The sequence below is a fragment of the Bradyrhizobium sp. 62 genome (assembly GCF_023073035.1).
GTDB lineage: Bacteria > Pseudomonadota > Alphaproteobacteria > Rhizobiales > Xanthobacteraceae > Bradyrhizobium.
Genome location: NZ_JADPIT010000015.1, coordinates 984,788 through 998,509, shown reverse-complemented (window position 1 = coordinate 998,509; position 13,722 = coordinate 984,788). Strand labels below are relative to the sequence as shown.

At 63.2% G+C, this 13,722-nt stretch carries 12 protein-coding genes; 8 read left to right on the top strand and 4 right to left on the bottom strand.

Annotated features, from left to right (window positions below):
* Positions 1 to 138: 138 nt before the first annotated feature.
* The 4 genes from IVB47_RS15260 to IVB47_RS15245 form a co-directional block, all read right to left on the bottom strand.
* Positions 139 to 1,164: an ABC transporter permease gene (locus IVB47_RS15260; RefSeq protein ID WP_247356293.1), complete on the bottom strand. Its 1,026-nt coding sequence runs from the start codon at positions 1,162 to 1,164 to the stop codon at positions 139 to 141.
* A 14-nt stretch (positions 1,165 to 1,178) separates the two neighbouring features.
* Positions 1,179 to 2,681 (bottom strand): sugar ABC transporter ATP-binding protein, encoded by a 1,503-nt coding sequence (locus IVB47_RS15255; protein ID WP_247462428.1) that lies wholly within the window; start codon positions 2,679 to 2,681, stop codon positions 1,179 to 1,181.
* A 6-nt stretch (positions 2,682 to 2,687) separates the two neighbouring features.
* Positions 2,688 to 3,710, bottom strand: coding sequence for a sugar ABC transporter substrate-binding protein (locus IVB47_RS15250; protein ID WP_007610940.1), 1,023 nt, complete (start codon positions 3,708 to 3,710; stop codon positions 2,688 to 2,690).
* A gap of 140 nt (positions 3,711 to 3,850) precedes the next feature.
* Positions 3,851 to 4,255 carry a globin gene (locus IVB47_RS15245; protein ID WP_247289502.1) on the bottom strand — a complete coding sequence of 135 codons (405 nt, stop codon included), beginning with the start codon at positions 4,253 to 4,255 and terminating at the stop codon, positions 3,851 to 3,853.
* Positions 4,256 to 4,733: 478 nt separating this feature from the next.
* On the opposite strand from IVB47_RS15245, the gene IVB47_RS15240 reads away from it, so the two are divergent.
* The 8 genes from IVB47_RS15240 to IVB47_RS15205 form a co-directional block, all read left to right on the top strand.
* Positions 4,734 to 5,108, top strand: a complete 375-nt coding sequence (locus IVB47_RS15240) for a DUF2946 family protein (protein ID WP_247289504.1) — start codon at positions 4,734 to 4,736, stop codon at positions 5,106 to 5,108.
* Positions 5,109 to 5,192: 84 nt separating this feature from the next.
* Positions 5,193 to 7,400 carry a TonB-dependent receptor gene (locus tag IVB47_RS15235; protein ID WP_247462426.1) on the top strand — a complete coding sequence of 736 codons (2,208 nt, stop codon included), beginning with the start codon at positions 5,193 to 5,195 and terminating at the stop codon, positions 7,398 to 7,400.
* A gap of 139 nt (positions 7,401 to 7,539) precedes the next feature.
* A complete protein-coding gene (locus IVB47_RS15230) occupies positions 7,540 to 8,058 on the top strand; it encodes a copper chaperone PCu(A)C (RefSeq protein ID WP_247462424.1) in 519 nt (172 codons plus the stop codon).
* A gap of 32 nt (positions 8,059 to 8,090) precedes the next feature.
* Positions 8,091 to 8,609, top strand: a complete 519-nt coding sequence (locus IVB47_RS15225; protein WP_247462422.1) for a YcnI family protein — start codon at positions 8,091 to 8,093, stop codon at positions 8,607 to 8,609.
* Positions 8,609 to 10,171 carry a CopD family protein gene (locus IVB47_RS15220; protein WP_247462420.1) on the top strand — a complete coding sequence of 521 codons (1,563 nt, stop codon included), beginning with the start codon at positions 8,609 to 8,611 and terminating at the stop codon, positions 10,169 to 10,171. Before IVB47_RS15225 ends, IVB47_RS15220 begins: the two co-directional genes overlap by 1 nt.
* A 153-nt stretch (positions 10,172 to 10,324) precedes the next feature.
* Positions 10,325 to 11,644: a proline--tRNA ligase gene (gene proS, locus IVB47_RS15215; RefSeq protein ID WP_247462418.1), complete on the top strand. Its 1,320-nt coding sequence runs from the start codon at positions 10,325 to 10,327 to the stop codon at positions 11,642 to 11,644.
* A 90-nt stretch (positions 11,645 to 11,734) separates the two neighbouring features.
* On the top strand, positions 11,735 to 13,015 hold the full coding sequence (locus IVB47_RS15210; RefSeq protein ID WP_007603606.1) for a lipoprotein-releasing ABC transporter permease subunit: 1,281 nt from the start codon (positions 11,735 to 11,737) through the stop codon (positions 13,013 to 13,015).
* A 7-nt stretch (positions 13,016 to 13,022) separates the two neighbouring features.
* On the top strand, positions 13,023 to 13,722 hold a 700-nt coding region (locus tag IVB47_RS15205; protein WP_027567170.1), incomplete at its 3' end, for an ABC transporter ATP-binding protein.

The window sequence follows — 13,722 nt, the reverse complement described above, 5'->3', positions numbered from 1 at the left end:
CTGCTCCTGTTTTGCCCGACGAGTCAAACCGTCGCTGCGGTCGCATCATCGCAATTTCGGATTTTATAACTCGTTGAATTCCCACGCGGTCTCTACTGTGCATGGGGTTGTTTTCGCGCTTTTTGTTTTCGGGGGCCGCTATTCCACCGCTTTCTCCCTCAGCCGCTGCGCATAGACGTTGATGACCAGCGCCGCCAGCAGGATCAGGCCGCGGATCAGGATTTTCAGGAAGCTGTCGATGTTGACGTGGTCAAGGCCGTTATTGAGGACACCGAGGACGAAGAGCCCGACGATGGTGTTGCCGATGCCGCCGCGACCGCCGAACAGGCTGGTGCCGCCGACCACGACGGCGGCGATGGAGTCGAGCAGATAGGTATCGAACTCGTTCTGCTGCGCGCTGCCGAAATGCGCCACACCGAGCATGCCGCCGATACCGGAGCACACCGCCGAGATCACCATGACGGCGCCGAGGATGAGCTTGACGTTGAGGCCGGAATATTCGGCCGCCTCGCGGTTGCCGCCGACCATGTAGACGTAGCGGCCAAAGCGCGTGTAGGTCAGCACCAGATGTCCCAAGAGCAGCATGATCGCGGCGACGATGACGATCCATGGGATGCCGCCGATCGATCCGGAGCCGAGCGTGGTGATCACGCCGGGCACCTTATAGGCGATCTGGCCGCGCACCAGCAGCGCCGAGATTCCGGCCGCGATCTGCATCATCGCCAAGGTCATGATGAAGGAAGGGATGCCGATCACGGTCAGTCCCAGTGCATTGACGAGACCGAGGAACGCGCAGAGCAAAATGGCCAGCAGGATCGCCGCCGCGCCGGGCAGGGGAATGTTGGGAATGTTGACGTAGGATTCCTGGAGCGTGAAGTAGGCGACCGCGATGCCGGTGACGTTGGCGATGCTGGCAATCGAGAGGTCGATCTCCGCGCAGAGAATCACGAAGGTGAGGCCGACGGCGATGATTCCCGTGACCGAGACCTGGGTCAGGATGTTGCCGAGATTGTCCAGCGTGGCGAAGGAGGGACTGGCCAGCGCAAAGAAGCCGGACAGAAAGATCAGCGTCAGGAACGGAGCGATGTTGCGCATCTGCGAGCGCAGGAACGGAGCTAAGCCTCGCGCCCGCTGCCCCGCCAAAGCCGTGTCACTGCTCGCCATGGTGTGCTTCTCCGTCACGCCGCTTCCAGCAGGCGGTCCTTGCTGACCGGCTCGTTCTTGAATTCGCGCACCAATGCGCCGCGCTTGAGCACGAGGATGCGGTCGGCCAGCGACAGCACCGTTTCCGGCTCGGTCGAGAGCACGATGATCGCAAGCCCCCTGGCGCGGAGATCGCGGACGATGTTGATGACGTCGTTCTTGGCACCGACATCCATGCCGCGGGTCGGTTCGCACAGCACCAGGAGTTTGGGCGGATAGGTCAGCCATTTCGCCAGCGCGACCTTCTGCTGATTGCCGCCGGAGAGCATGCCGAGATCGAGCCCGACCACTGGCGGCCTGATCTGGAGCTGCTCGACCTGGCGCTTTGCAATGTCGCGCTCCTGCGCCGGCTTGAGCAGCAGCGCCGAGATGCGATCGAGAATGCTGATCGAGATGTTCTTGTAAACCGGCTCCTGGTGAAACAGCATTGCGCGCCGGCTCTCCGGCACCAGCGCCACCCCGGCGCGCCGCGCCGCTGCCGTGCTGGCAAACGTCTTGGGCTTGCCATCGACCGCGAGCGTGCCACCGTCCGGCTTCAGCTTGCCGAACAAGATGCGCGACAGCTCCTGCTGGCCGCAACCCATGAAGCCGTAGATGCCGAGCACTTCGCCGGCGCGGGCCTCGAAGGAGATGTCCTTCAGGCTGCGGGTCAGCGACAGCTGGTCGACCTTCAGGACCACCGAGCTGTCGCTCGGCTGCGGCAGCATCAGATCGTCGCTATAGCTGTGCTCGAGCGCTTCGCCGCCGCGGCCGATCATGGCCTCGATCAGCGCGCCCTTGCTGGTGGCGGCACTTGCCGTCTCCGCGACCTTCCGTCCGTTGCGGAACACGGTCACCGTGTCGGACACGCGCAAGATGTCCTCGATGAAATGCGAGATGAAGACGATGGCCGTGCCTTCTTCGCGCAGCCGGCGCAGCGTCGCGAACAATCGCTCGACCTCGGGTGGGGAGAGGGCGGAGGTCGGCTCGTCCAGGATGACGATGCGGGCGCCGGAGAACAGCACGCGCGCGATCTCGATCAGCTGCTGGAGCCCGATCGGGAGATCGCCGAGCCTGCTCATCGGATCGACGTCGATGCCGAAGCGGGCGAGCTGCTCGCCGGCCTCGCGCGCCATCCGCCGCCATTGCACCAGGCCGAGGCGGTTGGTCGGCTGGTTGCCCAGAAACACGTTCTCCGCGACCGTGAGGTCGGGCGCAACGGACAGCTCCTGGTGCACCATGGCGATGCCGGCGCTGTGGGCGTCGCGGGCCGAGCGGAAATGCGTCTCCTGTCCGTCGATCAGGAAGCGGCCGGAGAATTCGGTGTGCACGCCGGCGATGATCTTCATCAGCGTGCTTTTTCCCGCGCCGTTCTCGCCGACGAGACCATGGATCTCGCCGGGTGAGAGCGCGAAGTCGACACCACGAAGCGCCTCGACGCCGCCGAAGCTCTTCGTGATGCCCTGCAGTTCCAGGATAGGCGAACGATCCTCTCGCATGGAGGCTCAGATCAGGAAGTGATCCTGCATCCACTGCATGCCTGCGGCGTTGGCCTTGGTCACAACAGGACCGTCGGTGACGACGTTCTTGGGAATGCCCTGTCCGCTCTTTTCGCCGCCGACCACGGCGGAAACGCCCGCGATGATGGCGCCGCCATGAATCCGGCAGGACGGATTGCGCACGGTGGCGAACATGCGGCCTTCGCTGACCGCCTGGATCGCCGGCGGCATCGCGTCGACGCCGCCGATCAGGATGTTGGTGCGGCCCCGCGCCTTCATGATATTGGCGGCGGCGAGGGCCATGTCGTCATTGTGGAAGAACGCCGCGTCGATCTGCGGATACTTCGTCAGGTAGGTTTCCCAGAGGCGCGCGGTCTTCGACACATCCCAGTCTGCCGGCTGGGTATCGAGCACCTCGATCCCAGGGAATTGCTTCACGACATTGTTGAAGCCCTTGGCGCGGCCCTGCGCGCCGGTGTGGCCGAGGGCTCCTTGCGTCATGATGATCTTGCCCTTGCCGCCCATGGCGTTGCACAGCGCCTGCGTCACGGAGGCGCCCATGAACTCGTTGTCGGGGGCGAGGAAGGAGTGGACGTTGATCTGGTCCAGCGGCGCGATCAGCGTGTCCATGTCGATCACGGGCGTGCCGGCGTCGATCATCTTCTGCACCGGCTGGGTGAGGGTGCCGATGCCAAAGGCCTGGATCGCGACGAAGTCCCATTTCTGCGAGGCCATGTTGTCGATCGCCGCGCGCTGCTTCACCGCATCGAGCTGGCCGTCGAACCAGGTGACTTCGACATTGAACAGCTTGCCCCAGAATTCCGCGGCCTGCTTGCCCTGCGCGCACCAGGTGGCCTGGAGGCCTGCGTTGGAGAACGCCGCCTTCAGCGGCTTCTCGCTTCGTCCGACTTCGGCTGCAAGGGCGGGGTTTATGCCCATGCTGCCGAGGATGGCAGTCGCGGCGCCGGCGGTTGCTGCCGCCTGAAGAAGATCGCGCCTCGTCGTCGAGAAATCTTTCGTCCCGGACATCGCTCGCTCCCATACAATTTTATCTCGGCGCGTCATTGATTGCGCGACCGATGTCCGAAAGTGTCTCACAAGAGTTGGTGCCACTCAATCCGCAATCAACGGCGGGTCGCCGCGAGCCCGTGTTGGTGCAGCGCAAAGCGTCAGGCCGGGACACCCGCGAACGCGTCGATCTCGATGAGCAGTCGGTCCCAGGCCTGCGCGATGTCCTCCGACCATTCATCGCGGAGAAGATCGCGCAGCGTATCCCTGATGACGGCGAAGAAGGCGATGAACAGCTCGCGCGGCGTGCCGTAGCCATCGTGCGAGGCGACCTCGCACGCGATCAACCGGAATTGCCCGCGGCGATCACCGGCGAAGTCGAGAATCGCCTCGATCGTGAGAGCCAGCATCGATCCCATCACGAGTTCGCTGCCTTGCGTGCGGAACATCGCCCGTGTTTCGGGATGCTGTTCGAACAGCCGCTGATAGACGTGTGGCGTGAGATCGGTGCAGCGCGAGGCTGCAAGTTCAAAGCTCTGTTCGATCGGATTGGGAGAAGCATTCATCGGTGCTTTAGCCCCGCAGACAAAAAAAGAGCGGGGCCCTAGCCCCGCTCGAAAATTGTGTCGACCCTATTATCCCCGATTCTAAGATTTGATCTTGATTGGCGGGGCGACGCTGCATTTTGCGCGTCAGGGGCTCCTCCCGAGACTTGGACCACCAGACTTCGACCTCGCGGCCAGCCTGAGCAAGAGGATGCTAGATCAACTTTTCTCACTTGTCATCATTTTCGGCAACGAATGTTCAAAATTCGAGCAATTGACGAAATGATCGGGCGTTTGGCTCTGTAAGCATATGACAAATATAAGAAATCCGTAGATGGGGCCGCGTGCTCGACTGCCTCGAATACCGGAGGTTCCCTTCCGCGCGCGGCCGGACCACAGTTTTCCGGGAAATTTGCGCTGGATTAAGGAGGCGGCGGAACCGGGCTCGACTTGGCCATCCGCCGGTGTTTAGTTAGTAGACGAACGAATGGTTCGGCGGATGCGCGCACGGCTGCAAAAATTCCTACCTCTGGTCCTGCTCGCCCTGGTGATGCAGGTGCTGGCGCCGATTGCCGCCTGTCTGGCGGCCGGCCAAGCCGTGGCCGATCCGTTGTCTGCCGCCGTCATCTGCCACAGCGCAGGCGAGCAAGGCGGCCTGAACGATCCGGCGGGTACGCCGGTCGCACATGCCGGTGCATGCGCCCTCTGTTGCCTGGCGCAGGTGGGCGCGTCGCTCGATTCGCCGCCGCACGCCGCGCTTTCCGTTCCCTTCCGCCACGCCGAGCGCGTGGTGTGGCACGCGGCGGAGGCATCCGCCGGCGCGGCCCATAAAGGCACAAACGCGCAGGCGCGCGCACCGCCTCAATTTTCCTGACGACTCTCGTGATCGCCGCGGTCCGCCGCAGGCGATTGATGCTGTCGAATGGCCGGAGAGAACGCCCGGCGTCAGGAATGCCCCATGTTACGCTGTCATGCCCGCCGTGGTGTGAGCGTCGTTGCCATTCAGGCCGCGCTGCTTGCATCGTCGAGCGGCGCCTTTGCCCAAAGCAGCAGCGCAGTGCTGCCGCCAATCACCGTCGAGGCGCCTCAGCAGAAGCGCGCGTCGGCGGTCCGACCGCCACGCAATACGGCGCGATCGGCGCGCGTCACGCGAAGCCCGCGAACGACCCCATCGCCGCAGCAAACCGCGAGCGAACAGAGTGCCGGGGCTCCGGGTGCCCTGACGGTTCTGACGGCGCAACAAGCGCTGGCGGAGATTAACCAGACTCCGGGCGGCGTGGCGCTCGTGTCGGCCGAGGCGTACAGGAACTCGACGCCGTCCAACACGATCAAGGATGTTCTGGATTACGTGCCCGGCGTGTACGCCCAGCCCAAATGGGGCGACGACACCCGCCTTTCGATTCGCGGGTCCGGCCTGTCGCGCAATTTTCATCTGCGCGGTGTGCAGCTCTATATGGACGGCATTCCGATCAACACTGCGGATGGCTATGGCGATTTCCAGGAGATCGATCCGAGCGCCTACAAATATGTCGAAGTCTTCAAGGGCGGCAACGCGCTTCAGTTCGGCGCCAATTCGCTGGGAGGCGCGATCAACTTCGTGACCCCGACCGGCCGCGACTCGTTTCCGAATGGTGTGTCCTTCGATGTCGGAGGATTTGGCTACAAACGACTTCAGGCGAACGCAGGCGGCGTCAACGGGCCGTGGGACGGGTTCGTGACCGCTTCCACGCAGGCCGCAGACGGATTTCGCGATCACAGCTTCGGCTCGAGCAACCGCTTGAGCGGTAATGTGGGCTATCAGTTCTCCCCGGATGTCGAGACACGGTTCTACCTCAATGCCAACGAAGTGCGGCAGCGAATTCCGGGTACCGTGACCAAAACGTCCGCTTTGACCGATCCGGAAGCTGCTGCACCCGCGAATGTTGCGATGGATCAGCAGCGCAACATCGATACTGTCAGGCTCGCCAACAAAACCACCGTTCGTTTCGATGACACCAAAGTCGAATTCGGCGCCTTTGGCGTCGATCGCCATTTGATGCATCCGATCTTCCAGTGGCTGGACTACCGTTACAAGGACTATGGCGGATTCGCGAAGATCACGGATGACCGCACCATCGGCGGCTTCCGCAACAAGTTGGTCGCAGGCGTCAATGTGCTGAACGGCAGCATCGACAACCAACAGTTCGCCAACATTGGCGGGCAGAAGGGTGCACTGCTTTCTTCCTCGATCGATCGATCGGAGAATACCTCCGCCTACGTTGAAGACAGCTTCTACGTCCTTCCAAATCTTGCAGTGATCGGCGGCACGCAGTTTCTGTACGCGACCCGCAATCGGCAGGATCGTTTCCTCAGCGACGGGGATCAATCGGGGGCAACGCGCTTTAATTTCTGGTCGCCGAAAGGCGGTCTGTTGTGGCAAATCGATCCGGCCTGGCAGGTCTTCGCCAATGTCTCGCGGAGTGCCGAGGTGCCGAGCTTTGGCGAAAGCGCTATTGGTCTCGGCATTCCGACGATCCCGTTCACCAGCATCCGCCCGCAGATTGCCACCACGTACGAAATCGGGACTCGCATGAAGCGATCTGATTATGCCTGGGAACTGACGGTCTACCGGGCCAACATTCGCGACGAATTGCAATGCCTCTATAGTACTTTCGGCAATTGCAATGTGACCAACGCCGACCGCACCATCCATCAAGGCATCGAGGCCGGCGCGGGCGCAGCAATCTTTCGTGACATTTTCGTCAATGGCCCGGCGCCGGACAAGCTCTGGCTGAATGTCGCCTATTCGTTCAACGACTTCCGCTTCGACAAAGATCCGACCTTCGGAAACAATCGATTGCCGGGAGCCCCAACTCACTACCTGCGTGCGGAGCTTCTCTACAAGCACCCTACCGGGTTCTATGTTGGACCCAACGTCGAATGGGTGCCACAGGCCTACTTCGTCGATAGCATGAACACGCTGACGACAGAGCCTTACGCCCTGTTGGGATTGAAAGCCGGCTTCGACAATGGTGGCCCGATGTCTGCCTACGTCGAGGGGCGCAATCTCACCAACAAGACCTACATAGCCAGCGCGAGCATCATCGATCGAGCGACGGCGACGTCAGCATTGTTTGAGCCGGGCACGGGACGGGCAGTGTATGCTGGAATGAGGTATCGATGGTGACGTGCAAATGGCACTTGGGTCTATGTTCGCTCCGCCGCAGGCCGGCATTCCGAATGCCGATGCGGGTGGCGGCGGAAAATCGTCGTGGAAGAATGCAGGGCCATTCTCGGCCCGATCAATCGCGAAAGAGGCAATCAACATGAGGACTATCGGACGAACTCTCCTTGCAATTTCACTGTTGCTGACCGCCTGTGCCGCCGCGCAGGCCGAGGACATCAAGGCCGGCGATCTCGTCATCTCGCAGGCGTGGAGCCGGGCGACACCAGGCGGAGCCAAGGTGGCCGGCGGCTATCTCACCATCGAGAACAAGGGCACGGTGGCAGACAAGCTGGTCAGCGTTTCCGCCGATATCGCGGGGAAGGCTGAGGTCCACGAGATGGCGATGGACAACGGAGTGATGAAGATGCGCCTGCTCGACAAGGGGCTCGTGATCGATCCCGGCAAGACGGTGAAGTTCGCGCCCGGCGGCTACCACCTGATGCTCCAGGAGCTGAAGGGCCCCTTCAAGCAGGGCGACAAGGTGCCGGTGACGCTTCAGTTTGAGAAGGCCGGCAAGGTCGCCGTCTCCCTCGACGTCCAAGGCGTCGGCGCGCAGGCGCCCGGCGACAGTGGGCACATGATGAAGAAAATGCCTGATCATTCGGGAATGAAGATGTGACGAGCGTGATCTGGACCTTCGGGAGACCCAATATGTCGAAGCGAACCTGGCTGATTGTTCTGAGCGTCTTTGCGGCAACGCCCGCGACTGCGCACGTCTTTCTCGAAGGCAAGCAAGCCACGGTCGGTGCTTCCTACAAGGCCGTCTTCGCCGTCCCGCACGGTTGCGCGGGCTCGCCCACGGTGAAAATCCGGGTGCAGATTCCTGAAGGCGTCATCGCGGTAAAGCCGATGCCGAAGGCGGGCTGGAGTGTTGACGTGGTCGAGGGCAAATACGCCGGCGAATACGACTATCACGGCAACAAGCTCTCGTCCGGCGTCAAGGAGGTGACTTGGTCTGGCGGCAAGCTGCCGGACAAGAACTATGACGAGTTCGTCATGCACACGGCCCTGATCGACACGCTCAAGCCGAACACGATCCTGTACTTCCCCGTCGTCCAGGAATGCGAGACCGGCGTCAGTCGCTGGATCGAGATCCCCGCGGAGGGGGCAGGGCATTCGCATGAGAGCAAATCGCCGGCGCCGGGCGTGAAACTCCTGCCGAAACCCTGATGCGCCTGCTCGCCGCGCTCGCGACGCTGCTCCTCGTTGTCGGCTTCGCGACCGGCGCCTCGGCGCACGCGGCGCTGGTCGCGGTCGAGCCGGCGAGCGGCAGCATGCTCGCGAGCGCGCCGAAGATGGTGGAGTTGCGCTTCAACGAGACGGTGACGCCGGGCGCGATCCGGCTGATCGACGGCGCGGGCACGGCGCGGGATGACGTGCGCGTCAACGCATCGGGCGCGACCATCTCAGTCGCGATGCCGGCGGACCTGCCGCAAGGCACGGCCGTCGTCAGCTATCGCGTGATCTCGCAGGATGGCCATCCCGTCGCTGGATCGGTGATCTTCTCGATCGGTACGCCGACGGGAACGCAACCTCCCGCAAACGCCGATGGCGGATTGAACGTGCTGATCTGGCTGGCGCGGGTCGGTCTCTATCTTGGCCTGTTCGTCGGCGTCGGCGGCGTTTTCTTTGCACGCTGGGTTGCGTGGTCGATGACCGGCATAACCATTCCGTGCGTGGCGCTCGCCATCGGCGTCCCGAGCGCGGTGGTGTCCCTTGGTGTGCTGGGGCTGGATCTCCTCGGCCTACCGCTATCCGCTCTCGCGACGATGGCTCCCTGGAAAGTCGCATCCGGGACCAGCGCGGGCCCGGCCTTGCTCGTGGCCGTCGCTGCAATGCTGTTCGCATTGCTGGCGCTAGGCAGCGCGTGGTGCGCGCGCGCTCTGGCGATCATTGCCTTCGTCGGCGTCGGCTTGTCGCTGGCCATGACCGGGCACGCTGCTACGGCACCGCCCGAACTGTTGACCCGGCCCGCAATCTTTCTCCATGGCCTCGGTGTCGCCTTTTGGATTGGGGCCCTCGCGCCGCTGGGCGCCCTGTTGTCAAAGCGACCCGTCGCGACATTGCCCGTCGTGAACCGCTTTTCTCGCATCGCGGCGCCGGCCGTTGGCGTTCTCGCATTGACCGGCCTCGCGCTCGCCATCGTCCAGCTCGAAAAGCCGTCTGCATTGGTCGAGACCCGCTATGGATTGATCCTCTCGATCAAGCTTGCACTGGTCCTCGTGCTGCTGGCGCTTGCCGCGCTCAACCGCTTCCGCCTGACTCCAGCTCTGGCGGGGGATCACAAGGCCGCGCCGGCACTGAAGCGCTCGATCGTACTCGAATGCGCGATCGCGCTAGGCATCTTCGCCGTCGTGGCCGGTTGGCGCTTCACGCCGCCGCCGCGAACGATCACTCCGGAGACGCCGCTGGCGATCCACATCCACACCGACAGGGCGATGTTTCAGGTCCTGGTCTCGCCGGGCAAGGCGGGTATCGACGATTTCGTCCTGCAGCTCATGACTGGCGAGGGGGCGGTTCTCGATGCCAAGGAGGTGACGCTGACGCTGAGCCTGCCCGAACGTGGCATTGAGCCGATGGAGCGGAACGCCTCGCTCGGGCTGGACCGCTACTGGCACGTGCGCAAGGTCGAGCTGCCCTTTGCCGGTCGCTGGCATGTGCGGATCGACGCGCTCGTGACCGATTTCGAGAAGATCACCCTGGAGGATGAGTTCGAGGTGGCGGCGCCCTGAACCGGGCTCTTCGGCACCTCGCGTCGAAGGTGAAGTCGACGGAAAAATGACAGGAATTCCGCTGTGTTAGCGGGTTTTCCTCATTCCCGGTCTTGTGTTTTGGCTCCCAATCCGGTTTCACTGCAAGCCATCACTGATTCCTCGAGTATTGCCATGCGGTTGTCGCGGTTCTTTCTGCCCATCCTGAAGGAAAATCCGAAAGAGGCGGAGATCGTCTCGCATCGGCTGATGCTGCGTGCCGGCATGATCCGGCAGGAGGCCGCCGGCATCTATGCCTGGCTGCCGCTCGGCTTCCGCGTCCTGAAGAAGATCGAGCAGATCGTGCGCGAGGAGCAGGACCGCTCCGGTGCGCTGGAACTGTTGATGCCGACGCTCCAGCTTGCCGACCTCTGGCGCGAGAGCGGCCGCTACGATGCCTATGGCCCCGAGATGCTGCGCATCGCCGACCGGCACAAGCGCGAGCTGCTGTACGGTCCGACCAACGAGGAAATGATCACCGAGATCTTCCGCGCTTATGTGAAGTCCTACAAGAGCCTGCCGCTGAATCTCTATCATATTCAATGGAAATTCCGCGACGAGCAGCGCCCGCGCTTCGGCGTGATGCGCGGCCGCGAGTTCCTGATGAAGGACGCCTATTCGTTCGACCTCAACGAGACCGCGGCGCGCGTCGCCTACAACAAGATGTTCGTCGCCTATTTGCGCACCTTCGCGCGGATGGGGCTGAAGGCGATCCCGATGCGCGCCGAGACCGGCCCGATCGGCGGCGATCTCAGCCACGAGTTCATTGTGCTCGCCGAGACCGGCGAATCCGGCGTTTTCATCAATCGCGACGTGCTCGACCTGCCGGTGCCGGGCGAGGACGTCGACTACGAGAGCGATTTGACGCCGATCATCAAGCAATGGACCTCGGTCTATGCGGCGACGGAAGACGTTCACGACGCTGCGCGCTTCGAGCAGGAAGTGCCCGCGGATAAGCGGGTGAACACCCGCGGTATCGAGGTCGGGCAGATTTTCTATTTCGGCACGAAGTATTCCGACGCGATGAAGGCGCTGGTGGCGGGCCCCGACGGTGTCGACGTGCCGATCCACGGCGGCTCCTACGGCGTCGGCGTCTCCCGCCTGCTCGGCGCCATCATCGAGGCCTGCCATGACGATGCCGGCATCAAATGGCCGGAGGCGGTTGCCCCGTTCCGCGTGTCGATTCTCAACCTCAAGCAGGGCGATGCCGCGGTCGATGCGGCCTGCGAGAAGCTCTATGCGGAGCTGTCCGCCAAGGGCGTCGACGTGCTCTACGACGACACCGACCAGCGCGCCGGAGCCAAATTCGCCGCCGCCGACCTGATCGGCATCCCCTGGCAGATCATGATCGGGCCGAAAGGGCTTGCCGACGGCAAGGTTGAGCTCAAGCGGCGAAGTGACGGCGCCCGCGAGACCATGTTGCCTGCGGACGCGGTCGCAAGACTTGTGGGCTGATAAGGCTGGTCGGCTGAATATTGTTCATCGCCCGAGATCGCGGCCGCCAATCCGGCCACATTTGACCCCGAATCATGGGACTATCGAGCGATGGATGAGACCATGACCGAAACCGTTCAAACCGCGCCTTTTGCGCCATTCGAGTGGATGCTGTCGGCGCGTTACTTACGGGCGCGCCGCAAGGAGGGATTCATCTCGGTCATCGCCGGGTTCTCCTTCCTCGGCATCATGCTGGGCGTGGCGACGCTGATCATCGTCATGGCCGTCATGAACGGCTTCCGCAAGGAGCTGCTCGACAAGATACTCGGGCTCAACGGCCACATCCTAGTCCAGCCGCTGGAATCGCCGCTGACGGACTGGAAGGACGTCGCCGACCGCCTCAGCCAGGTCCAGGGTATCCGGCTCGCAGCGCCCGTGGTGGATGGCCAGGCGCTGGCGTCATCGCCCTGGAACGCCTCCGGCGTCCTGGTGCGCGGCATCCGCTCCGACGACCTCAACAACCTCACCTCGATCGCCAAGAACATCAAGCAGGGCTCGCTCGAGGGCTTTGACGACGGGCAGGGGGTCGCGATCGGCCGGCGCCTCGCTGACCAGCTGTCGCTGCACGCCGGCGACAGCATCACCCTGGTGGCGCCGAAGGGCGCGGTCACCCCGATGGGCACGACACCGCGCATAAAACCGTACAAGATCGCCGCGGTGTTCGAGATCGGCATGTCGGAGTATGATCTCGGCTTCGTGTTCATGCCGCTCGCGGAGGCGCAGGCCTATTTCAACCGCAGCAACGACGTCACCTCGATCGAGGTTTTCACCACCAATCCGGATCAGATCGTCGCGTTCCGTCAGGCCGTGACGGAGGCAGCGGGCCGGCCGGTGTTCCTGGTGGACTGGCGTCAGCGCAACTCGACCTTCTTCAACGCGCTCCAGGTCGAGCGCAACGTGATGTTCCTGATCCTCACCATGATCGTGCTGGTCGCGGCGCTCAACATCGTTTCCGGCCTGATCATGCTGGTGAAGGACAAGGGCAGCGACATCGCGATCCTGCGCACGATGGGGGCCTCGCAAGGCTCGATCATGCGCATCTTCCTGATCACGGGCGCCTCGATCGGCGTGGTGGGTACGATGGTCGGCTTCATCGTCGGGCTGGTGATCTGCCTCAACATCGAATCGATCCGGCAATTCCTGTCCTGGCTGACCAGCACCGAGCTGTTTTCGCCAGAGCTGTATTTCCTGTCGAAGCTGCCCGCCGAGATCGACATCGGCGAGACCTCGGCCGTCGTCATCATGGCGCTGACGCTGTCGTTCCTGGCGACGCTGTATCCGTCCTGGCGCGCCGCGCGCCTCGATCCCGTCGAAGCGCTGCGGTACGAGTGAGGGGCTGATGGAGCAGCAGGGGGCGGAAGATGTGCCGGTCATTTATCTCCACGAGATAAAGCGGCAGTACTTGCAGGGCGAGGTGCCGCTGACGATCCTCGACGGCGCCAAGCTCGCGCTGTGGGCGGGCCAGTCCGTCGCGCTGGTGGCGCCGTCCGGCTCGGGCAAGTCGACGCTGCTCCACATTGCGGGTCTGTTGGAAGCGCCCGATTCCGGCGAGGTCTACGTCAATGGCGCGCCGACCTCGCAACTGCCGGACATCGAGCGCACCCAGCTTCGCCGCACCGATATCGGCTTCGTCTACCAGTCGCACCGGCTGCTGCCGGAGTTCTCGGCGCTGGAGAACGTCATGCTGCCGCAGATGATCCGCGGCCTCAAGAAATCCGAGAGCGTCAAGCGCGCCAAGGAGATCCTTGGCTATCTCGGCCTCGGCGAGCGCATCACGCACCGTCCGTCCGAGCTGTCGGGCGGCGAGCAGCAGCGCGTCGCGATCGCGCGCGCGGTGGCCAATGCTCCGCGGGTGCTGTTTGCGGACGAGCCGACCGGCAATCTCGATCCGCACACCGCGGACCACGTTTTCCAGGCCCTGATGCAGCTCGTGAAGGCGACCAAGGTCTCCATGCTGATCGCGACCCACAACATGGAGCTCGCCGGCCGCATGGACCGCCGCGTGTCGCTGTCGAACGGCCAGGTGATCGAGCTCGAAT